Origin of the sequence: Ktedonobacter robiniae (genome assembly GCF_016587375.1) — a bacterium.
GTDB classification, from domain to species: Bacteria; Chloroflexota; Ktedonobacteria; order Ktedonobacterales; family Ktedonobacteraceae; genus Ktedonobacter; species Ktedonobacter robiniae.
This window is the reverse complement of the sequence record NZ_BNJG01000002.1, coordinates 1557715-1580895: the sequence shown is the minus strand read 5'-3', so window position 1 is coordinate 1580895 and position 23181 is coordinate 1557715. Positions and strand designations below refer to the sequence as shown.

Sequence of the window (23181 nt, the reverse complement as noted above, 5' to 3'; positions counted from 1 at the left end):
TTTTTTGGCCTGAGAGGCCGAGTCATTCATTTTTTTGTGATGTGATGATTGGCTGGCAGAGCCAGCCAATCATCACATCACAAAAAATTAGAAAAATAGTTCAGAGGGTTCCGGGTTAGAGCCACAGGACTCACGTATCCGCATAGCAAAGCTGAGCATCACTTTTTGTGCTGGCAGCAGTTCTTTGACGGCAAATTGCTTCAAGAGAATTTGGGCCGCAATTTGGCCCGCTTCAGCGACCGGATGAGCAAGTGTCGTCAATGCTGGGGTCATATGAGCTGTAAAGGAGGTATCACCAACATTAACCAGGGCGATATCCTGTGGAACACGAACACCAGCATAATGAAGCGCCCTTAAGACGCCGATGGACATCTCCTCATTGGCAACAAAGAGCGCGGTTGGCAACTTACTCTTTGATCCAGCCTGCTTAAGAAGCTGTGTAGCGGCTACATAGCCTCCCTGACAGGTATAGTTACCATCAAATATCCAGTCGGGTGAAACCGTGATTCCCTGCTCCGTCAGGGCTTTCTGCCAACCCTCATGGCGATCAAAGGCACTTTGCCAATGAGGCTCTCCCTGGCGAGGCCCACTGATTGTGGCAATGAATGTGTGGCCCAGGTTGAGCAAGTGCCTGGTCGCGAGGTAGCCTGCCTCCCAATCGTTCCACTGAATCTGATTGAAGTCATAGGCCTGTACGCGCGGACGATTGATGACAACAAAGGGCACCTCTTCTTCTTTGAGGCGCTGGAGATGGGCTGAATCCGCCACGGAGGTCATCGAGACAAAAATAAACCCATCGACCTGGCGATCTTGTAAAGCCGCAATCGCCTGGATCTCACTCTCGATATCGGGAGTATCGGCCAGAAAAATAGTGTAGCCCTCCGGTCTCAGAACGGCCTGCGCACTCTTAATGGTATGTATAAACAGGTGATCAACCACCGAGGTGAAGATCATTCCCACGGTCCCCGTCCGCTGCTTCACCATGCTCCTGGCAATCGCGTTCGGACGATACTGTAGCTCTTCAGCCGCCTGTAAGACACGCTCGCACTTATCTGCGCTGACATAGCTATGATTCCCATTTAAGACCTGAGAAACAGTACTGACCGAAACCTGGGCACGCTGGGCTACATCGCGTATGGTTACCGTTTTGCGGCGCATCAGGCCGACCTCCATTTTACCAGGGAAAGAATACAAAAACGTTTTTGAAAAACGTTTTTGTAAGTATACCCGGCAATGAAGAGAAAAGTCAAGGTCGATATTTAGCCCTCTAACACTTTAGCACTTTAGCACTTCAGACCCTGCTGAGAGCAGACTAATGCAAAATGTGAACTAGCTCACATTCCTCATCATATGGGTCATATGACCCATATGATGTAGCTTGCTCGTATGGTATCTTTTGTTCAAGTCGGTGAACACAGTGGAGAGGATAAAGCTTCTCTCGTGGCTGCTTCAGCCCATCCATAAGTTTTGGAATGCCTATGTGCCCAATGAAAAACTATGTCAAAAAACCATTTATGAACACAGGAGAAAAAACACTATGCGTTTGAAAAACCTCGTTTTTAGCCTGGGCCTCGCCCTGCTGCTAGTCGGAATTCTGGCGGCCTGCGGTCCCACCGCTTCGACGACTGGCGCCAATACACTCGCCACAACACTCAACACGTCTACCACGCAATCGACTACCGCAAATGCATCACAAAAAACCTCGTCTTCAGTCGTAGTATCCGTAGGCCAGGTTCCATCCCATCAAGCGGTGGGGAGCACGTTCACCGTTCTGACGACCACCAAAGGCTTCACGCTGTATGTCCATGAGTGGCAGGGAGCAAGTGGCTTTAGCTGTGACGGCGCATGCGCCAAAACCTGGAAGCCCCTGCTCTACAATAGAACGGGCACACCGACCTCTACCACCAAACTTCCCGGTAAACTGAGTGTGGGCACCGATTATATGGGACGCCAGGTCGTCTTCTACCAGGGCTATCCCCTCTACACCTACGTTGGTGACAAGAAGCCCGGCGACTTCAATGCACCCCTGGCCGATAACTCGCCCTGGCAGCCCGCCACCCCCAGCATCCCCACCGGTCTATAAATAGCCCTCTACAGCAATAATACACAAAGCCCCTGGCGAGATATCGCACCAGGGGCTTTGTGTATTTGTAGGGTCCATGCTGGCATGGACTCTTGCACCCACAAGCCGACATCCAGGTGTGGGAAAGTCGCTGCGCTCGGAAGCCCATGCTAGCATGGATCCTACACTCTGTAACGCCCGCCTGTTATATATATATGGAAAGGTGAGCAGAGAGGGAGATACAAAAGCAGTCATGGAAATATCCTTTTCAGAGAGGGAGAGGCAGCGATACACACTCATGGAAGCGATCTTCCGTGAGCACTATGTCGAAGTTCACGCCTTTATCCTTCATAAGGTGCGGCGACCCGAGATAGCGGATGATTTGACCAGCGCGGTCTTTCTTAAGGCGCTGCGCTGGCTCCTTGAAGACAGAGGCATGCGGCAAGTTCGAAGCTGGCTTTATGCCGCCGCTCGTACCACGCTTGCCGATTACTGGCAGGAGCAAGCGCAGGGTGCGGCTCTTCCTCTTGAGGCCCTGGAGGAACACGCCATTATTCCCCAGGAGTTAAAGCAGGGAGAGGCACAGGTACGCGTCCAACGCCTGCTCTCGCTGCTCCCTGAACGTGAGCGCCAGGTATTACTCCTGCGCTATATGCAGGGTTATACGGCGGCAGAGGTTGGGCGAGAATTAGGCCTGACCCCTGGACATGTGCGCGTACTACAACTGCGTGCCTTGCGCCAGGCTGCTCTTTTTGAAATGGAAGAAAGGAAGCTTTCACCAATGCATGAAATTGTGCTTCCCTACACTAAGCAGGGACAACATGTGCTTGAGCTGGCCAGAGAAGAGGCATTGGCTTTACAGCACTATTATATCGGACCCGAGCACCTCCTGCTGGGTATCCTGGCCGAGGGGAGTGCCGCGGCCCCCCTGGCCGAACAGGGCATGACGCTTGAGCATGTTCGCTCTGGCTTGCTTTTCCTTGTGGGCAGAGACCAGGGCGGGACCAAAGACGAGACTACCTTCACTCCGCAGGCGCGCCACATTCTGGCCGGAGCGGAACAACAAGCCCTGGCGGACGGAGAGAAGGCCATCAGCCCACACTACATCTTGAGCGCCCTACAAAGCGCAGAGAGCGAGTACGGGATCACGTATGGGCTGCTTCAATCCCTGGGGGTCGAGCGCAGAGCAGCAGTAAGACCATCCGTTGATGAACAGACCAACGAGAGCACCCTGGCCCTGGCGGATTATCTACGCGACCTCACACCCACGCTCAGCCCGGAGCAAGAGCGGCAACTGGCGCATACAGTGACCCGGTCTGAGAGGGAAAAGAAGCGCGCCGAATACCGTAGCGTACAGCCAGATAGCCAGGTCATTGAGGAGGGCAAGCTCGCCTATTATCAACTCTTCATGGCATGCCAGGAGCAGGTATTCACCATCATCAAGGAGTACCTGGCTCCCGGCAGAGACGTAGGTAAGCTGCTAGACGCAGCCAACAGGGGTCTCACCTATGCCATCTATAAATTCGGCCTGAAGCAGCAGGTACCATTCCGCGCCTACGCCTCCCACTGGATCCACCTGGAGATCATGGAACTGGTGCTGGAGTAATAGCACATTCATTTTTCATTTTCACAGCTCACGCCTGCGGCGCTCGCTCTGATTGATGGTGTGGTGCTGGTTGGCAGCTGCAGCTGCCAACCAGCACCACACCATCAATCAGAAGTTTAACTACATGTGCAAATTGCTGAGTATGCAAGTTGCGGCAGACCTATCATGCAGAAGAGACAGTCAGGAGGGGAGCCCGGCTGCATAGAGGATTCCACCCCAGAGGTGGGCACGGAACAGGGGCTCAGCGAAACTCGCGGACGTGTGACCCATGGCAGTGTACCAGGCACGTCCACCATCAAAGTTGTGATACCAGGAAATGGGATGATCACCGTTCATCTCGCCACCTTGATAAGAAGTCTCGTCAATGGTAAGCAATACATGCACATGACTGCGAGGATTCGATCTGAAGTTATACCATTCATCGACACGTGTCCAGGATCCGGGGAGCTTCGCAGTCGAGGAATGATATCTCTCCTCAACCATGAGACGTGCCAGTTGAAGGCGCGAGGGATGATTTTTGAAATACGCACCAACCAGTTGTCCATACCAGGGCCAATTATACTCAGTATCACTGGCCGAATGGATACCAACATAGCCGCCCCCCGCTCGTATGTAGCCCTCAAAAGCCCCTTTCTGCGCAGCATCAAGGACGTTTCCGCTCGTGCTTAAAAAGATGATAGCTCGATAGCGCATCAGATTGGCAGGTGTAAACGTCGAGGCATCCTCTGTTGCATCGACAGCCACCTGCTGCGCCGCTGCCATTTGCTTGATACTGGCAATGCCATCGGGAATGGAGGCATGGCGGAAGCCTGTCGTGCGCGAGAAGATGAGGAGGCGAACTTGCGAGCTGGCTGGAGTGCTCCCGCTGCGGCGATTCTGCTGCAAGGATGTTCCGCAACTCGTCAATACAATGAGACTCAGCAAAATACAACAGAGACTTCTCATGCACGCATACCTCTCACCTGGCTACCAGGACATTGCCTCTCAATCAGAATGCATCTTTGTTATAACGCACATTGACGCTTGTCGCAAGAGAAAGCACTTTATAGGTACAGAAGCATATCCACTAATAGAAAAGGCAGATATGAATGAGCCAATGAACACCAAGAACACTTGAGCTTGACATGCAGACGTAGAAAAGATTTCAATGGGAATACATAAGTATATCTTGCTTGTTCCTTATATATATTCCACGTATATATTCCACCATTCTTACTGACCTCGGCATAGATGACGAAACTCGCATTCCCTAAAACAAGCAGGGAATGGCGAGCAGATCTGCGATTTTTACGCTGAGAGTCGTAGTTGACTTCTTGATGTCAGTGTTAGGGAAATCTTCCTCGCCAGGGATGGGGCCATGGGAAAGGGAGAGTATTGCTATATGCCAAATTCTTGGCAAAACGATCGAGACGTGCTTCCGTCTCATGAAACACTTATCACTATGCTTAGAGCACTTCCAGGTGCCTTTTTTTTCATCGATGACACTGAGACCATTGTGTATGCAAATGCGAGCGCGCAGGCTATCACTGGAGCTACGCTAGAGGAATTGCGTGGAACTCCCTTCTGGCGTGGAGCTCCACAACTCGTGAGCAGCGTACTCTATCATGCAATGCTTCAGGCCAGACAGATCCAAGTATTCACTGAAGTGGAGTATTGTTCTCCCGTGACCCGGACCTGGCTGCATGTGTATCTCTCTCCGACCGTTGGGGGACTCACGTTGCAGTTTCACGAAATAAAAGCACCAGCTCAACACGAGCGCGAAGACGAGTTTCGCATGCTGGTTGATGCCATCCCCCAGTTCGTCTGGATTGCAGGTCCCGATGGATATATTACCTACAACAATCAGCGCTTAATCGATTATCTGGCAATGACCCTCGAACAAGTCGAAGGTGATGGTTGGATGGTGAGGGTACATCCTGATGACCACCAACGTGTAAGGCAGGCCTGGCAGGCAGCTATCCAGACCGGCACGCCCTATGAAATAGAATATCGCTTGCAAGACGGCACCAGCGGAGTGCATCACTGGTTTCTAGTACGAGGCATGCCGCAGCGAAATGCAGAGGGCATGATCCTGCACTGGGTTGGCACCTGCACTAACATCGATGAGCAGAAACGAACCGAGCAGCAGTTCAAAGAAAGCCGAGAGAACTTTCGCGTGCTGGCCGAAACGGTGCCGCAACTGGTCTGGACTATGTGGCCCAATGGTCGTCTTGACTACACCAATCAGCGTTATCGCGACGTGACGCAGGCCAATCTTCGCCTCGAAGGAGATGATCTCTGGCGTCAGTTTATACATCCAGAGGATATTGAGCGGACACTGAAGCTCCGACACCAGGTGCTCAAAAACGGTAACATCTACGAGAACGAATATCGTATCAGGGATGGACGGACGGGAGAGTATCGCTGGTATTTAGCCCGTGCGCTCCCAGTCCGCGATGAAGTTGGTCAGGTTGTCAAATGGTTTGGCACTGGCACTGATATTGATGACCAGAAGCGCATCGAGGAAGCCTTACGCCAGAGTCAGGAGCAAGCAAGCGTCCTGATGAACTCCAGCATTATCGGGATCAATATCATCGAAGGTGAACAGATTGTGGAGGCAAACGATACCTTTCTGCGCATGACCGGCTATACTCGTGAAGACCTACGTGCCGGGAACATACATTGGATGCGCATAACACCTCCAGAGTATCGGGCGCTTACGCAGCAGGTCCATCGGCAACTTACCGTCAAGCAGTATATAACGCCCTACGAGAAAGAATATGTGTGTAAAGATGGCAGCCGCCTTCCGGTGCTTGTGGGTGCTGTCGTCTTACAGCATCGCCCAAATCAGGCAATCGCTTTTGTGTTGGATAACTCGGCCCGCAAGGAACTCGAACAGCGCAAGGATGCCTTTATCAGTATGGCGAGCCATGAGCTCAAGACACCGCTCACCGCGTTAAAGATGCAGGCTCAACTGGCGAGAAAACGCCTGGAACGGCAGTCTCCTCACGAGGCTGCCACAGCACTTTCCAGGGTCGAAGGGCCAATCCAGCAACTAGAACGCCTCATCGGCGAGTTACTGGATGTATCTAAGATCCAGGCAGGCAGATTGGAGTACCTACAAGAGACGGTCGATCTTGATATGTTGCTTCACGAGGTGGCAGATACCATGCAGCAAATCTCCACTACTCATACCGTTGTCGTGCGTGGCGCGACTCTTTGCTCTCTGGAAGCGGATAAAGGTCGGCTCGAACAGGTCTTCATAAACCTGATCAGCAATGCCATCAAGTATTCTCCCGATGCAAAGACGGTTGAGATTGACCTGAGCGCCTCCCCTGAGGCAGCTACTATCAGAATACGCGATCATGGCCAAGGCATTCCCCAGGAGCTGCGCGACAAAATCTTTGAGCGCTTCTATCGCGTCTCTGGGGAGAACCAGAATGCCATTCCCGGTCTGGGGATGGGCCTATACATTGTCGCGGAAATCGTCAAGCATCACGAGGGGGACATAACGGTAGAGAGCGAAGTCGGAAAAGGCTCCACCTTTTCCGTGACGCTTCCTCTGGAAAGATCGCTCAAACCAGGGAGTACTTCAGTACCAGAAACGTTAGGCTAACATGAACGCATTTATGACCGGGAAGACCATCGGACAAGAGGCTATATAATGCGGAATTTGGGCCAATTGCTGTCAAATAAGCTGTCATATGGGATATTAGGGAGTGCTCAGAGTGCTCTACAGGCGGTATGTGTTAGACTAATTGTGCAAGATGCATTCTTGCGGCACAATTAGTCCACATGTACATGTATTGCTCCTGGGAGGTGTTTATGATTACGATGTCCCGTATGATGCGCGTTGGCCGGAAGAGTTTCTTGCGCTGACGCGTCCGCTACGAGCCGCCCTGGGCGAGCTGGCGCTACGCATTGATCACATTGGCTCAAACTCCGTGCCGGGTTTGGCGGCAAAAGATATCATCGATATCCAGGTTACCGTCAGAGATTTTACTTGTACACCTGAGCTAGTAGAGAAGCTTGGCTCACTCGGCTATACCCTGGCGCCCGAAATTACGCAGGACCATCTGCCACCGCTCTACCAGGGGCCAGAAGCCGATTGGGAGAAGCGCTATTTTAGACCCCCAGCCAGTCTGCGCCCCATGCACCTGCATATCCGCGCCCTGGGGCTACCCAATCAGCGCTACCCTCTCCTCTTTCGCGATTACCTGCGCGCTCATCCTATGGCCAGCGCGGCCTATGCTCAAATCAAGATGGCCCTCTCTCGACGCCAGCCCGACGATGTGGAGTTCTACTATGATATCAAAGACCCGCTTTGCGATATCGTCATCGAAGCCGCCGAAGAGTGGGCGCAAGCGACCAATTGGCAGATATAACCCCATCAAGAATTGTTTCTTGCCAAAAGCGCGTCCTCTAAGGTAGGATAACTCTGGCGACCCTTATCGGGAGAGCATACAACAGAACAGATATTGCCTCAAGATTAAGTTCTAGAAAGCAATCTTATAAAAAAGGAAATAGTAATGCAGAAAATTCGTAAAGCGGTGATTCCTGCGGCAGGTTTTGGAACACGCTTTTTGCCACAAACGAAGGCCATGCCCAAGGAAATGCTTCCCATCGTCGATAAGCCCGTCATCCAGTATGTGGTTGAAGAAGCCGTCGCTGGTGGCATTGAAGATATTGTGATTGTGACTGGTGCACTAAAGCGGGCCATCGAGGATCACTTCGATGTTCCTAATGCAGAACTCCTCCAAAACCTTGAAGCAGGCGGGAAAACCGATCTCCTTGAGAAAATCCACGCTATATCCGAGTTAGCAAACTTCGTCTATATTCGCCAAAAAGGCTTATATGGGAACGGTACGCCTGTGCTCTCAGCTGAACCCGTGATCGAGAACGAAATGTTTGCCGTCATGTGGGGAGATGAGTTCATTTATAGTAATCCACCCAGGCTCTCCCAAATGATCAAAGTCTACGAGAAATTTGGCGGAGCCGTTATTTCAGCGGTCAGGATTCAGAACAAAGGCGATCTTAAACGCTATGGTATCGCGGATGTAGAGCCAGTTGAGGGCAACGTCTACAAAATCAAAAACATCGTTGAAAAACCTCATCCCGATAAAGCGCCCTCCAACCTGGCAGCACATGGAGCCTATATCTTACCACCAGAAATCTTTAATATTCTCCGCCAGCAACAACCTGGCACAGGCGGCGAAATCTATCTACCGGAGGCTATCGCCGAATTAATCAAAACCGGCTATCCCGTCTACGCCTGCGAGATCGAGAACGGAAGATACTACGATACTGGCGACAAACTTGAATATATGAAAACCGTTGTCGAGCTAGCCCTGCAACACCCCGACATCAACGGCGACTTCCGGAAATTCCTCAAAGAACTCAATCTAGACTAATTTTTGCAAATGAGCAGGAGGGCTAAGCGGCCCTAAACGACGCTGCTAAAGCACGCGCCTACATATCAGTACGGAATTCACCGTATTGTGATATGTAGGCGCGTGCTTTAGCAGCGTCGTCCCCAATGTCAGGCTATGTACGTCTTCACTCTTCACCACTTGACAAGCTCTGCCCTCACGCTTTATTATATCCGCAACAGATATATCAATAATAGATGTATGCCCTCGATATGTTTAAAAATGAAAGGGTTATGGATGAAGCTTTCGTTGAGCCACTATATATCCCTCTTGCGTATGTATCTCCGCCCTCAATGGCTTAAGGTATGCCTATTAATGCTGCTCCTCTTCAGTAGTATCGGGCTTGATCTGTATAATCCCCAGTTGCTAGAGCACTTCATTGATTCGATTCATGAAGGCCTGGATAGCCTGCTATGGATCGCTCTCCTCTTCATTGGCCTGGTCTGTGTCGACCAGGTTTTGACGACGCTCGCTAGCTACTTGAGCGAGGCCATTGGCTGGCAGGCGACAAACGAGTTACGCTTCGACCTGGCGCTGCACTGCCTCAATCTGGATATGTCATTTCATAAAGAGCATACGCCGGGCGAGCTGCTAGAGCGCGTGGATGGGGATGTGGCCCAGCTCTCCGATTTCTTCTCGCAGTTCATCTTCTATATGCTTGGTCGGGGCCTGCTGCTAGTAGGCATTCTGGCGGTGACGTTCTGGACGGATTGGCGCATTGGACTCCTGCTACTCGCCTTCACGGCGTTGGTGCTGACCGCCATCCGCTCGCTTCAGGGCATCGCGGTCCCCTACTTTCGCGCCTCGCGCCAGGCCAGCGCGGAACTGTCTAGCTTCTTTGAGGAGCGCCTGGTGAGTGTCGAGGATATAAGCGGCAATGGCGCGCAGCCCTATGTGCTCGCACGGCTAAATCAGCTCTCGCGACGCCTGTTGCGCTTCACGCTCTTGAGCAGCGTCACGGGGCGCTTCTTCTCCAGTGCCGTTGAGATCAGCGTGGCCCTGACGATGGCGGCGGTGCTGACGCTGGGAGCATACCTGCTGCGCAATGGGCAGATGAGCCTGGGAACGATCTACGCAACCTATGCCTATACCTCCTTGCTCTCAGGAAGTCTGAGCATCATTACCTTCCAGATCAATAAAATGCAGGTCGCTACGGCCAGCCTTCAGCGCATCACCGAACTGCATCACACGCCCAACGCCATTCTTGATGGTCCCGGCGCGGACCTGCCAGAGGGCGCGCTGGCGGTCAAGTTCGCACAGGTCGGCTTTGGCTATAACCCTGAGCAGAGTGTACTACGAGATATCTCGCTGGAACTGACACCAGGGCGCACGCTTGGGCTGCTGGGCCGGACGGGAAGTGGTAAGACAACCCTTACACGCCTGCTCTACCGGGCCTATGACGCCTGCGAGGGTTCGGTCCTGCTGGGCAATATCGATGTGAAGCAATACAAGCTTGCCGAGCTGCGCTCACGCATTGGCGTCGTCACACAGGATGTACAGCTCTTTCAGGCCAGTATCCGCGATAACCTGACCTTCTTCAATGCGAGCATCTCAGATGAGCGCATTCTTGAGGTGCTGGGCCATCTCAGGCTCGCTCCGTGGTATGATTCTCTGCCAGAGGGACTCGACACCATGCTAGCAGCAGGCGGCAAGACGCTCTCATCGGGTGAGGCACAGCTGCTGGCCTTCGCACGCGTCTTCCTGCAAGATCCCGCGCTCGTTATCCTCGACGAAGCCTCTTCACGTCTCGATCCAGTGACAGAGAAATTGATCGAAGGGGCCGTTCAGCGCCTGCTGGAGGGTCGCACGGGAATTATCATCGCGCACCACCTTGAAACCGTGCGCCACGTCGACGACATTCTAATTCTTGACGAGGGCCAGGTACAGGAGTATGGAGCACGCCAGCAACTCGCAGCCGATCCCACATCTCACTTCGCGCACCTGCTACAAACAGGCCTGGTGGAGGTACTCGCATGAAAACCTATCAAGCTCTCTGGCGGCTCATCCGCTTCACGCCGGGACTATATGCTATTGACCTCTTCTTTCAGCTCTTCCGCAGCCTGATCCTGCTCCTGCCCGGCGTGCTTGTCTACAACATGTTCAACATCATCACAGCCAATCGCCCCATTGGCTGGGACCTCTGGACGCTGGGCGCACTCCTGGTGGGGGCCGCTATCGCACGCGTTGTCTCGATGCTCAGCAGTACGGGCATGGACGCCATCTGTGGCGAGCACGGCAGTGCCCTGGTCCGCCGCAACATCTTTGGTCAGTTGATCTCCCGCGTTGGAGCGCAGGAGCTGCCGGCCTCGCCTGGCGAACTGGTGAATCGCTTCGACGCGGATACCGCGTCGCTGACCAACACTATCGCTTACACCTTCATGAATATTGGCTCGCTGCTCCAGGCCCTGGGCGCGCTCGTGATCATGCTGATAATGCAGCCTTTGACTACGCTTGTGGTCTTTATCCCACTTATCGGTTCAAGCCTGCTCATGACCAGGCTCAGCAGGCGCATTCAAGAGTATCATCGCGAGAGCCGCAAGGCCTCAGGCGCGGTCAGCTCGTTTATGGGCGAGATGTTTAGTGCACCCCAGGCCATCCAGCTCGCCAATGCTCAGCCGCGTGCGCTGGCTCACCTGCGCGAACTCAATAACACACGGCGGCGAACCACGCTGCGCAGCCTCTTCTTTACCAGCGTGGTGCTGAACAACGTCGCCAGTAATACCGCGAACCTGGGCACCGGCCTGCTTCTCCTCATGTCGGCCCAGGCCATCCAGCATGGCACCTTTACCGTTGGCGGGCTGGCGCTCTTCGTCTCCTATCAATCTTGGGTAATCAGCATCGTCGCCTCACTCATCCAGAATCTGACCTTCTACAAGCAGGCGGGCGTCTCCCTGCAACGCCTGCAAGAGGCCCTGCCAGCCGGAATTCCGAGTGAGACCGTGGTCGCACACCAGTCTGTTTACCTGCGTGGAGCCTATCCCGAAATCCGCCTGCCCGAACGAGAGATGCCAAAGCTAGAGCACCTGGAGATCAACGGGCTAACTTACCTCTATCCCAGGTCCAGCAATGGAGTAGCGGGCATTAATCTTACGCTCAGGCGCGGCACCACGACCGTGATTACGGGTCGCATCGGCTCGGGAAAGAGCACGCTGCTGCGTACGATCATGGGGCTGCTTCCCCAGCAGGCGGGCATGATCCGCTGGAATGGCGAGCCTGTATCGCGTCCTGAATATGTCTTTGTGCCACCACAAAGCGCCTATACGCCCCAGGTACCGCGCCTCGCCAGCGAGACGCTCAGGCAGAACATTCTCATGGGCTATCTCGAAGAACCTGTACATCTGGAGGCAGCGATACACACCGCCGTCATGGAGGCGGATATCACCGCACTTGAGCAGGGCCTGGACACCATCGTCGGTCCCAAGGGCACCAAACTCTCGGGAGGGCAAATTCAGCGCGCGGCCGCTGCGCGTATGTTTGTTCGCCAGCCCGACCTGCTGATCTTCGACGACCTCTCCAGCGCCCTCGACGTCGAGACCGAGCAGCAGCTCTGGCAGCGCCTCTTCACGCGAGGCGACTGCACCTGCCTGCTCGTCTCTCACCGACGCTACGCTCTCCAGCACGCCGACCAGGTCATCGTGCTCAAAGATGGGCACATCGAAGCCCAGGGCAAACTTGAAGATCTACTAGAGAACTGCGCCGAGATGCGCGCCCTCTGGAACGGGGAATAATAAGGTGATGTGGCTGGGCTGGCTCTGCCAGCCCAGCCACATCACCTTCACTACTCTTCGGTACCCAGGAAGACCTGGAGCCAGTAGGGGAAGGCGTCGGCGTACTCTCCTCGCTGCTGGGGCGTGAGGTGCCCGAGGATATGTTGCCAGGAGAGAGCGCGGCAGAGCTTAGCCAACCGCAGGGCTAGCGCGAGCGCCTCGTGCAAACGCTCCAGAGGTTCATACTCGGTCCAGCAAGATAGGTAGGCGGCTGTGATGCGCTCAAGCGTTTCCTCGCCGCACTCAAGGACCGCCTCCGCGTAACGCAAGACAATCATTAGCGTGAAGAAAGGGTGCGCGACCGCGCTATCAGACCAATCGAAGAAGAGGCAACGTTCGCCATTGACCAGGATATTGCCCGCGCCCAGGTCATCATGGTGCAGTGTTTCAGGAATATGATAGACCGCCAGCGCCTCGCACATCTCATACACCTGGGGCGCGAACGCGTGAAGCTGCTCCAGTTCGCCCTCGCGCAGGCCTCCTTCGCCAATCAACAGCAGTGGCGTATTCTCCAGCGCCTCAGTATAGAGCTGTGGTAGCACGTGTAGGCGTCGATCAAAGATGCCTGTTGCCAGCAGTTGCTCTTTCTGAGCAATCATCTGGATTTGCAGACGCGCGAGATGGCGAACCATCCCCTCCCAACGCGTCATGTCTCCATCGGCCCTCGTAACGCTCTTCAACGTTTGGCCGCCATCTCCGAGCAGCAGCCAGTTGCGCTGTGTATCCGCGACAATCACTTCGGGTACAAACGTGGGCGCGATCTCGGCCAGAAGCGCCGTGAGCGGGACTTCGTGTTTGAGAGAGGCTGTAACGGCCTTAAAATAGTAATATCCTGTGCTGGTTGGAACCTTCGATACATAAGACCAGATTGTGTTTTGAACCTCCTCGATTGGCCCCATCAGGACATTTCCTCTGTGTGTAAGCTCTTTAGTAATCCACTCGTTTGCCTGATCCTTCCAACTAGCCTCAGACCATGGATTATTCTCAATAGAAAATTCCGCCATAAGTTCATGCTCCTTATTGATTGCGCCCACTAGATTATGCAGGCAAAATAGACAACAAAAAGGCCGTGGGTGCTGCTCTTCTAAGCACCCACGGCCTGCCGCTACAAGCGAAACGCTTATGCGTTCATCCTAAAAAATGGCATAGTACGGCCCTGGGCGACGGTGCATGCTTCACACAGTCGCCGAAACGCCTCATTCTCAGTCTGTCGGGTCACTATGCCAATCATAATATAGCAATCTTTCTCAGCTCTTCTGTAGAGGATTACAGAGTAGCACATGCATATGTATGGCGTCAATCAGCAGTTGTCCCTTCACGCCTGCCACTCAGCCCATCCCTCCTAACCCTGGGAAGCTTGTGAGTCAGAATGGAAGAAAAATGGTCTCCTTACTTTATATATAATTGGATCTTTAAGAGGGGCCATTATTATGCTATACTTACTGCTAACAAGAAGAAACAATATTGACTACAGATAATATGAAAGGTAGCTAAGTATGAGCGATATCATCTCAAGGGAAGAGCTACGCATCAATGAGACCGCCTTCCGCTTTCAAGGGGGCGATTACGGTGATGTGCCAACTTCATTCTTCTGGGTATTAACCCCTCCAGGACGTGGCCCTGGTCTGCACGTGCATCCATACCAGGAAGTTTTTATCTTACAGGAGGGACAGGCAACCTTCACCATTGGCGATAAAACACTTGAACTTCATGCAGGCGAGATTACTATCGCGCCCGCCAATACACCGCATAAATTTGTAAACTCCGGTGTAGCGCCACTGCAAATGGTCTCGATCCATCCCAGTAAACAGGTCATTCAAGAGTTTCTTGAGGATTAAGGCTTCGCAAAAATTTTGCTTCAGGCTGAGCCTTTCGCGCCTGCGGCGCTCAGGGGTACAAAGGGTGGGCGTGGGACACGGGCTTTAAGCCCGTGTCCCACGCCCACCCTTTGTATTCATCCGGCGAGCTTGCGAGCTGGAATAGAAAGAGCAGCAGGCTCTTGACGTATATCGAAGAGTATGGTATTTTCCTATCATGAATAACGCAGCGGAAATCATCATCCTCATGGAAGACATGGCCGTATAAGCGCGATAACGCCAGGCTTATGCGGCGGAAACATAGGCGTGCCATCATATGTAGACGCGTGCTTTAGCAGCGTCTGGCATGCATTTCCATCTATTGTCTACTTCTTTGTTTTCCTCACGCTTCTCTGGCGGTGTCGCACTATGGACACCGCTCGTCTCATGAACCCTCTTCTACTCCAATAAGCAGAGATATCCCACGCGACAAACGGTGTCCCCTCTTTCAGTTTTTCACCTTCTTTACAGAAACTCTTATTCCGAAATCCAATGTCACTCTCGTGACTAGCGCTTCCCCCATTCGGGGACACGCGCGCTCAGGTTTTCGGAGAAGTAGTAAATGGAGTACCGTTTGTATGGAAACAATACAACAACACGTCGATAAGCCGGGAACACGCCCCAGGCCGCTCTGGCGCAATATGCATTATCTTTTGCTCGCGGGCGGGCAGGGCATCTCTTCACTTGGCACCTATACCTCTAACTTCGCCATTCCGCTCCTGGCACTAGCGGTTACGGGATCAGCGGCACAGGCGGGTTTGCTCATCGGAATTCGCAGCCTGGTTATGAACCTGCTAAGCCTGCTGGCTGGCGCACTCGCGGACCGCTGGAACCGCAAGCGCCTGATGGTCATCTGTGAATGGGGCAACTCCATTGTCACGGGAAGCATTCCCCTGGCCTGGTGGCTTGGACACCTGACGCTCATTCATCTCTACATAGCGGCGACGCTTCAGGGCGCGCTCTTTGTCTTCTATCAGATGGCCGAGAGCGCGGCCTTGCGTCGGGTCGTGCCGCGCGATCAGCTCGCCAGCGCCAGCGGGCAGAACGAGGTCATCAACTCACTGGGGATCATGGTAGGGCCGCTCATCGGTGGTCTGCTCTACAGTCTCCGCCCGATGCTGCCCTTCGTACTCGACACAGCCTCGTTCGTTATCTCAGCCATCTCGCTGCTATGTATCCGCATCAACTTCCATGAAGAGGCTATCGATGTGCCTGCGCAAAATATTGTGCAGGATATTAAAGAGGGCCTGAACTGGCTCTGGCATGAGCCGCTGGTCCGCTTCCTGGGCATTCTCACAGCGGGTCTAATGGTTCCCTGCGCTGGCTATTCGCTCCTGATGGTTGTGTTTGCACAAAGCTTACATGCCAACACAGTAGAGACAGGGTATGTCTTCGCCGCTGGCGGTCTGGGAAGCGTTCTCGGCGCGCTGCTGGCCGCTCCCTTACAGAAGTGGCTGGGCTTTAAGCGCCTGATCATCTGGTCGGCGTGGATCTGGGCTGGCTTCTGGCTGATCTACATCATCGCGCCCAACCCATTGATCCTGGCCGCAATGAACTGCGTGGGATACGCTATTGTGCCTATCTATATGGTGGCGCAATATAGCTATCGCGTGGCTAGAGTACCCGACCGGCTCCAGGGACGTGTCAATAGCGTTTTTCGCCTGGTCGCCTTTGGCGGTCAACCCCTTGGCATCGCCATGACCGGAGTCTTGCTGCAATACCTGGGACCAATCACGACCATCTGGATTACCTTCGTGCCACAATTCGTCGTGGCGCTGGCCGCGACATTTAATCGCGCTCTAAGCCAGGCGCGCCCCATTGAAAAAGAGTAACACAAAAAAGTTCCTCGCCAGGGTGTATTTCTCTGGCGAGGAACCGATGCGTTTGGAGGCACACAACCGTAAGTGACGGGATCTTGCGGCTGTCAGGAATTTTTCTTAGGCGGCCTGCGTCTGTGCGGCAGGCTGACGGCTGGTGGCGAGACCAATAAGGTCGACGACTACCGCCAGGACAACCAGGATCCAGTAGTAGAGCGCGGGCAGCGAGAAACCAATCAGGGCATCGATGGAGTAGTTACCACCACCAACACTACCAACAACCAGGGCTACCAGGGCCAGCACCAGGGGATATTCATAGCCGCCCTTCTGCGACCAGAGACCAGCCTTCCAATGGATTTTGATGACCGCCATGAGCATACTGGCGAAGATGGCTATTGCACCCAGGGGCGTCAGGAGGCCCAGCACGAAGAGCACTCCACCGCCGACCTCACCCAACGTGGCGAGCAGCGTCCAGAACACAGCGGGCTTAAAGCCTATGGACTTAAGAAAACCAACAGTCCCAGCGAAACCATGACCACCGAACCAGCCAAACATTTTCTGCGAACCATGCCCGATCACGAGCAGGCCCACAACGATACGAATGATGAGAAGCGCAAGTGAGATTTCCATGTATGTGACCTTCTGTAAAAATTTTGTTTTCAACTAAATGAGAGTTGAAATAAGGGTAATTAAAACAATCCCTAACTTCTCTTTTCGCTAATACTAACTTATTGTTAGTATTTTTTATTCCGAGATGGATAATAACATACTGGCTTCCTATTGTCAAGCTACTATTTTTATGTTAGTTTATAATTGTAAGTAATTTGAGACGCTGGAAATAGAGGAGCGAAGAACTATGTCTGCCTGTCACAACGTATGCTCGCGGCAGTATCAGCAGGCCGCCAAACTGATTGGAAAGCGCTGGGTACCTTTGATCCTAAAAGTGCTCTTGTCGGGATCGAAGCATTTTACGCAGATTGAAGAACAGATCGAGGGCCTCAGCTCACGTGTGCTTTCGGAGCGCCTCAAAGAACTTGAACAGGAACGCATCATTGAGCGCCGGGTCTTCGCCGACATCCCTGTACGCATTGAATATTGCCTTACAGAGAAAGGCTATGCTTTAGAGGAAGTCATCACAGCCATCGAGCATTGGAGCACAAACTGGCTCCCCAGTTAATGGGTGTGATGGCGGCCTGGCGGAGCCAGGCCGCCATCACACCCATTAACCTATACGATACTCTTCTTCTTTTTTTCGCGCGATTTTATCGTTATAAACGACTTTTAGCAATTCGGATTCTGGAAGAGGCACTTACGTTGTAATGGGCAAAATTACCTTGACACTCACTCTTACCACAACCTATACTCGAAGAGGTTGACCTTAAAGTCACCGACAATATTGGCTTTGTGGGACAAAGAAAACCCTGGTATACGCTTACCTCTTAACGGGCACTTACCAGTAGGGGGGAATACAGAGACATGCCAAGCTCTACCCTTATCTTTGAAGCCATCCTTACTTCCTCTTGCGATAATACCTACCATTATCTCGCCGAGTATATCGAGCGTTGCGTAAAAGTACCCACTTTGCTCGTCCGGGGAGAAGACATCGAGGACTTCGCTACCTCACCAGCGGATATAGGTATTATCAGCGCACCCTACTATTTAGGCTTACTTCGCCAGTCTCCTCGTCCAGTAGAGGCTATCGCAGCCCCGCTAGCGCTAGATGCACAGGAGCTTAACCTTCCCTTTTTTGACATTGTTGTCCGCCAGGACAGTCCCTATCAGCAGGTTGATGATCTCTATCGCTGCATATGGACCTGCCACAACCAGCTTGTCACACTCTCAGAAGATGAACTTGAGAAATTGGATCTGCCTGAGATCAGCGCACGCCAGGTCAAAGAGGCCCCATCTCAAGCGCAGGCCTTGCGCATGGTAATCAATCGCGAGGCGGATGCGACCTCCATTGATTCATTTCTGCTCAATCTCGTCATTCATAATAGTCCCGACATGACTGCGAAGATCCGCAGCCTTGGCTCCTATAGTCTGTCGACAACACCAATTGTGGTCATAGGAAGACATGTTCCCAGGCCCTTGAAGCAGTGCATTCAGGACGCGCTCCTGAGCGCTCACAGGCATCCTTTTCTCGCGCCACACCTGCGGGACGCTCAAATCGCGCGCTTCCTTCCTCTCACCCATATTTACAACCGGAGCGAGCACTGCTGGGAGCGCGAAGTCGTCCATGCTCAGCCGTCACAAGACTACAAACAACCTGAGACCAGGGCACGCCTTGTGCGCTAGGTGAGCATGCCCGTGGTGGACCGACGCGTGCTTTAGCAGCGTCGGCCATCGCACATCATTTAAGGAGTACACCAATGTACCAGCATTATTGACGTTGACACACACTCACAGCACTTTATATCTACAGTCAACGCCTGAATGATTTCAGGTGGCGCTTCTTCTTGCCTTCGATCCGCGCCCCTCCTTACGTTTCTCCTGCTCGATTGCCAGGTCAAAAAATAACCTGTTAAAATGATGTTCATTAGGAGAAACAAGATAGATGATTACAATTCCACCCGCGTTTCAGCGTTTTATGTTCGAGCTTCATGAGGAAGAGGGGCAGGCATGGTTAGAGCGGCTTCCAAGTATCCTTACCACGTGCGCAGAGCTATGGGGTCTTGTCGTTGAGGAACCCTTTAGCAACCTCTCCTTTCACTATGTCACGCGCGCACGCCGCAGGGCAGATAACACGCCAGTTGTACTCAAGGCTTGCTCGCCAACGGGCGAGTTTCGCATGGAGGCCGCGACTATCGCGCATTACGAGGGACACGGCATGGTACGCCTGCTTGACACCTTTCCCGAAGGCGAGGTCATGCTGCTCGAAGCTCTCACGCCCGGCAAGACCTTGAACACCCTGACGGATGATGAGCAGGCCACGCGCTATGCAGCTCGGGTCATGCGCCAGCTCTGGCGGCCCGCCCCTGAGCAGCACGACTTTCCTAGCGTGGCAGACTGGGGACGCGGCTTCCAACGCCTGCATCAGCAGTATGGCGGGGGATATGGCCCCTTTCCACCACGCCTGCTCGACGAGGCCGAGCGCCTCTATGCCGAGCTAACCGCCTCGATGGCAGCGCCCATGCTGCTACACGGCGACCTGCACCACGATAACATCCTCCAGGCCGAGCGCGAACCCTGGCTAGCGATTGACCCCAAGGGCCTGCTCGGCGAACCAGCCTACGAGACGGGCGCGCTCCTGCGCAACCCGCTTCCCGATCTCTTACACAGGCCCAATCCTGGGCGCATCCAGGAGCGCCGCGTAGCCATCCTTAGCGAAGAGCTAGGTATTGACCGCGCCCGCATTCGCGACTGGGGCCTCGCCCAATGCGTTCTCTCCGCCTGGTGGACCATAGAGGATACTGGCCACTATCCAGCGGATACCATCGCCTGCGCCCAGCTTTTGGCTGATATTAAAGCTTAATAATTTATAGGCGCCCCGTTTACGGCGCGCAAGGCGATTTATCGCACGGATACCGAGTTGTAACCATCCCATAATGGCCATGGCGTCACCCATGCACCGTATAGAAGGCTGCTATGCGATACCAGGCCATATAAGGCAAAGCAAGCTTTATGGGAAGATATCCATTATTCTGTATTCCTGCGATAAATCGCCTTGTGCGCGATAAATCGGGCACCTATTTAGTCTATGGTACTACCGCGCTTCCGCGGGGCGGACGACCAGGAGGGGCATGGTCGAGCCTTTGATGACGCGATCCGTGGTGCTGCCGACAGCCCAGCGCTGGATACCTCCACGGCCATGGGTGGCCAGCGCGAGCACTCCATAGCCACCACGCTCTTTATGCTCCAGGCCTGTCCCCTGCTGAGCGGCACGGATAAGCGCGTCGGCGACATCACGTTCCTGGAGGATCGACCAGGTAATAACAATATCTGGCAGGGCTTTGTTGGATTCTTGTTGCTGCCCAAGCTTATCTGTAAGCGCGCCAAGATACTTCTCTGCCATGGCCACACGCTGACGCTGGGCCTCTTGCTCCTCGGAGCTACCACCCTCATCAATTGGGCGAACGACCTGTACCAGGTGCAAACGCGCGGGGCCGCTCAGTGAGAGGGCCTGAGCCAGGGCAATGGCGGGCGCAAGGGACGCTTCGGCAAAGGTCGAGCCATCCAGGCCAACCAGGATCGGAGCCGTATTGGCGACACTTGAGGTCTGGAGCGAAACCAGGCGCGTATGCTCTTCACGCAACACAAGCACAGGACAGGCACTATGGCGCACAACCTTCATCGCCACGCTTCCCATCGTACCATGGCGAAACTCCCCCGAACCGCGACCACTCATGACCATAAGATCGGCTTGCTGGTCGCGCACGGCATCGAGGATAGTAGGAGCTTCGGCCCCATTAAGCACAAGATTCTCGACCTGGATATCCGCAAGATCCTGCATCTGGTGCAAGATATCCAGGTAGTTGCGCGCCTTATCAGTTTCTTCGCGTAAGACCTCATCGATAAAGATTGGCGTCTGGGCGATATAGGACTCAAAGAGATAGAGCCCATACTCGCGTGGCACATTGGCGACGCGTAAGAGTACCAGCGTTGCATCGCTGGCCCGCGCGATCAGGGCCGCGACCGGTATAGCCTGCTCGGATCGCGTAGACCCGTCCAGGGGAACGAGAATGCGCTGAAACATAGCCAGACTCCTTCCTATTGCTCGCGTGTGGCAGATTGGCGCACTACCCCTATGGGGCGAGGCTCAGATACAATAAAGATGCGATCAAGATAGGACCAGAGCCGCTCTAGCTCTATCGGACGACATAAAAAGCCAATATAGCCATCGGGTCGCACAAGCACCAGTCCATCCTCGGCGATACCATATGCGGTATACATAGCCTCGCTGGCATCGTAGATGGTTCGCGTTCTACCGCTCTCGCTTGCATCCTGAGAACGCGGCAGCACCAGGTAGGCATCTACCAGGTCGCTAAACTCACGCCTGACCAGGCCATCTATCTCCTCCCAGAGCTTCATGCCGCGCTCCGGATCGTGGCGACGCGCGAACACAAAGAGCACATGATGTGTCCCCAGACAGATTGTATGCACGCGCATAGGCGTAATGCCCAGGTGGGTATTCACATCCGGCGCGCGCTCACCGGCATGGAGTTCACCTGGCAGCAAACGCTGCTCGCTAAGAGCCTCATACAGGCGACCTGGCTGGTGCTCGCAGATCACAGGGCTACGCCGATAGGACACGCCAAGCTGCGAGATCGTCGTGGCCAGGAGATTGCGCACCTGTTTACTGTTGGTAACCAGGTGAGCCGCGCCATCGCGCAAGCGCGATGGAAGCGAGTTGTGCAGAAGCGCCAGGCGTGTGATCAGGTCGGTCACACGCAGAAGCTGCCGCCCCACGCGCTCGCGCTCCTCCTCGTAGCTATCGAGTAACGCTGGATGCGCCTTCTGCTTACTCACCAGCGCGAACTTCCAGGCCAGGTTAAAGGCATCTTGAATGCCTGTATTCATCCCCTGCCCCCCAACAGGTGAGTGGATATGACAGGCATCTCCCGCCAGAAAGACCGCACCCTGGCGATAGTGTCGCACCTTGCGCTGATTAATTTGGAAGCGTGATGACCAGGACATATCATGTATGTGTGCATCCTTCAGCCCACACTTCTCAAGCGCCTGCTGCACCTCCTCCAGTGTAACGTCGCCCTCGGGGGCAGCCTTAGGCCTGTATGCGATTATGATGCGGTGCAGGCTATCAGGTAAGGGGAAGCAGGCAACGATATCTCCCTCCTGCAGGAAGAAGGCCGCCTGCTGATGAGGCAGATACCAGTCCATAAAGACATCGGCCAGGGCGAAGGACTGCGCGAAGGTCCGGCCCTCGAAGTCCATCTTCAGCAGATGGCGCACCGTGCTATGTGGGCCATCGCAGCCAGCCAGCCAGCGCGCACGCACCCGCTCTTGCTGACCATCAGCGTGCTCAAGCAGGGCCTCAACGCCGCTATCATCCTGGCGCAATGCCACCAACGCCACCTCATGCTCGATCTCGACCTGTTGCCGGGCCAGGTGATCGCTCAAGATGCGCTCCGTCTGCCACTGAGGAATAGAGAGGATAAAAGGATAGTGACTGGGAATGCTCCTGGTATCGAGCTGGGCAATGCGCTGGTGATGGCTATAAACACTCATCCCCTTGATCTGCACCCCATACTCCAGCATCGCCTTAGCGATGCCCATCCTCTCAAACAACTCCAGTGTACGCGCCTGAACCCCCAGCGCCTTCGACTCCTGGGAGCCATGCGGCAAGCGATCGATAATGCGACATCGTACCTCATGCCGCGTCAACTCGCTCGCCAGCACCATGCCAGTCGGGCCTGCGCCCACGACCAGCACCTCAGTATCATAGTGGTCTGCAACATTCTGCACCATATTAACAGACTCTCTTTCTCGCCCCTATTCATACCCATTGTAGGGTCCATGCTGGCATGGACTCTCCTGCGCGCGGAAAGTCGCTTCGCTCGAAGTCCATGCCAGCATGGACCCTACAGGCTCTTTAGATACATAGAAATACTCTCTATACGCCACTATACACACTCGCACATACACATCTCATCTCTCACATAATGACGCCTTTCCTTCAGCAGACCCCGAAAAAATACGCATTTATAACC

Annotated in this window: 18 protein-coding genes; 12 read left to right on the top strand and 6 right to left on the bottom strand. The window is 54.0% G+C overall.

Going from position 1 to position 23181, the window contains the following annotated elements; all coding sequences use genetic code 11:
• Positions 1-87: 87 nt before the first annotated feature.
• On the bottom strand, positions 88-1158 hold the full coding sequence (locus JMJ04_RS27565; RefSeq protein WP_201373618.1) for a LacI family DNA-binding transcriptional regulator: 1071 nt from the start codon (positions 1156-1158) through the stop codon (positions 88-90).
• Positions 1159-1537: 379 nt separating this feature from the next.
• On the opposite strand from JMJ04_RS27565, the gene JMJ04_RS27560 reads away from it, so the two are divergent.
• Positions 1538-2083, top strand: a complete 546-nt coding sequence (locus JMJ04_RS27560; protein ID WP_201373617.1) for a COG4315 family predicted lipoprotein — start codon at positions 1538-1540, stop codon at positions 2081-2083.
• Positions 2084-2360: 277 nt separating this feature from the next.
• A complete protein-coding gene (locus tag JMJ04_RS27555) occupies positions 2361-3668 on the top strand; it encodes an RNA polymerase sigma factor (protein WP_201373616.1) in 1308 nt (435 codons plus the stop codon).
• Between the two features lie 180 nt (positions 3669-3848).
• On the opposite strand, the gene JMJ04_RS27550 is transcribed toward JMJ04_RS27555, so the two are convergent.
• A complete protein-coding gene (locus tag JMJ04_RS27550) occupies positions 3849-4592 on the bottom strand; it encodes a ThuA domain-containing protein (protein WP_236038439.1) in 744 nt (247 codons plus the stop codon).
• 457 nt (positions 4593-5049) lie between these two features.
• On the opposite strand from JMJ04_RS27550, the gene JMJ04_RS27545 reads away from it, so the two are divergent.
• From JMJ04_RS27545 to JMJ04_RS27525, 5 genes are all read left to right on the top strand, one after another.
• Positions 5050-7263, top strand: coding sequence for a PAS domain-containing sensor histidine kinase (locus JMJ04_RS27545; RefSeq protein ID WP_201373614.1), 2214 nt, complete (start codon positions 5050-5052; stop codon positions 7261-7263).
• 190 nt (positions 7264-7453) lie between these two features.
• Positions 7454-8032, top strand: a complete 579-nt coding sequence (locus JMJ04_RS27540; RefSeq protein ID WP_236038438.1) for a GrpB family protein — start codon at positions 7454-7456, stop codon at positions 8030-8032.
• A 144-nt stretch (positions 8033-8176) separates the two neighbouring features.
• Positions 8177-9058 (top strand): UTP--glucose-1-phosphate uridylyltransferase, encoded by an 882-nt coding sequence (locus tag JMJ04_RS27535; protein ID WP_201373612.1) that lies wholly within the window; start codon positions 8177-8179, stop codon positions 9056-9058.
• 333 nt (positions 9059-9391) lie between these two features.
• Positions 9392-11053 (top strand): ABC transporter ATP-binding protein, encoded by a 1662-nt coding sequence (locus JMJ04_RS27530; RefSeq protein WP_236038437.1) that lies wholly within the window; start codon positions 9392-9394, stop codon positions 11051-11053.
• Positions 11050-12804, top strand: coding sequence for an ABC transporter ATP-binding protein (locus tag JMJ04_RS27525; protein WP_201373610.1), 1755 nt, complete (start codon positions 11050-11052; stop codon positions 12802-12804). Before JMJ04_RS27530 ends, JMJ04_RS27525 begins: the two co-directional genes overlap by 4 nt.
• Before the next feature lie 50 nt (positions 12805-12854).
• Here the strand turns inward: JMJ04_RS27525 and JMJ04_RS27520 are convergent, their stop codons facing one another.
• On the bottom strand, positions 12855-13847 hold the full coding sequence (locus tag JMJ04_RS27520; protein ID WP_201373609.1) for a phosphotransferase: 993 nt from the start codon (positions 13845-13847) through the stop codon (positions 12855-12857).
• A gap of 492 nt (positions 13848-14339) precedes the next feature.
• Here JMJ04_RS27520 and JMJ04_RS27515 point away from each other — a divergent pair, with 492 nt between their 5' ends.
• The gene (locus tag JMJ04_RS27515; RefSeq protein WP_201373608.1) at positions 14340-14681 is read left to right on the top strand and encodes a cupin domain-containing protein; all 342 of its coding nucleotides are present in this window, start codon (positions 14340-14342) and stop codon (positions 14679-14681) included.
• 596 nt (positions 14682-15277) lie between these two features.
• Positions 15278-16531: an MFS transporter gene (locus JMJ04_RS27510; RefSeq protein ID WP_201373607.1), complete on the top strand. Its 1254-nt coding sequence runs from the start codon at positions 15278-15280 to the stop codon at positions 16529-16531.
• 105 nt (positions 16532-16636) lie between these two features.
• On the opposite strand, the gene JMJ04_RS27505 is transcribed toward JMJ04_RS27510, so the two are convergent.
• Entirely contained in the window at positions 16637-17146 is a 510-nt protein-coding gene (locus tag JMJ04_RS27505) for a DoxX family protein (protein WP_201373606.1), read from the bottom strand.
• A 226-nt stretch (positions 17147-17372) separates the two neighbouring features.
• Between JMJ04_RS27505 and JMJ04_RS27500 the strand changes: the two genes are divergently transcribed.
• From JMJ04_RS27500 to JMJ04_RS27490, 3 genes are all read left to right on the top strand, one after another.
• Positions 17373-17693, top strand: a complete 321-nt coding sequence (locus JMJ04_RS27500; RefSeq protein ID WP_201373605.1) for a winged helix-turn-helix transcriptional regulator — start codon at positions 17373-17375, stop codon at positions 17691-17693.
• 299 nt (positions 17694-17992) lie between these two features.
• Positions 17993-18811, top strand: coding sequence for a PhnD/SsuA/transferrin family substrate-binding protein (locus tag JMJ04_RS27495; protein WP_201373604.1), 819 nt, complete (start codon positions 17993-17995; stop codon positions 18809-18811).
• A gap of 259 nt (positions 18812-19070) precedes the next feature.
• Entirely contained in the window at positions 19071-19988 is a 918-nt protein-coding gene (locus JMJ04_RS27490; RefSeq protein WP_201373603.1) for an aminoglycoside phosphotransferase family protein, read from the top strand.
• 231 nt (positions 19989-20219) lie between these two features.
• On the opposite strand, the gene JMJ04_RS27485 is transcribed toward JMJ04_RS27490, so the two are convergent.
• Positions 20220-21209 carry a universal stress protein gene (locus JMJ04_RS27485; protein ID WP_201373602.1) on the bottom strand — a complete coding sequence of 330 codons (990 nt, stop codon included), beginning with the start codon at positions 21207-21209 and terminating at the stop codon, positions 20220-20222.
• Between the two features lie 14 nt (positions 21210-21223).
• Positions 21224-22939 (bottom strand): FAD-dependent monooxygenase, encoded by a 1716-nt coding sequence (locus tag JMJ04_RS27480; RefSeq protein ID WP_201373601.1) that lies wholly within the window; start codon positions 22937-22939, stop codon positions 21224-21226.
• Positions 22940-23181 lie beyond the last annotated feature (242 nt).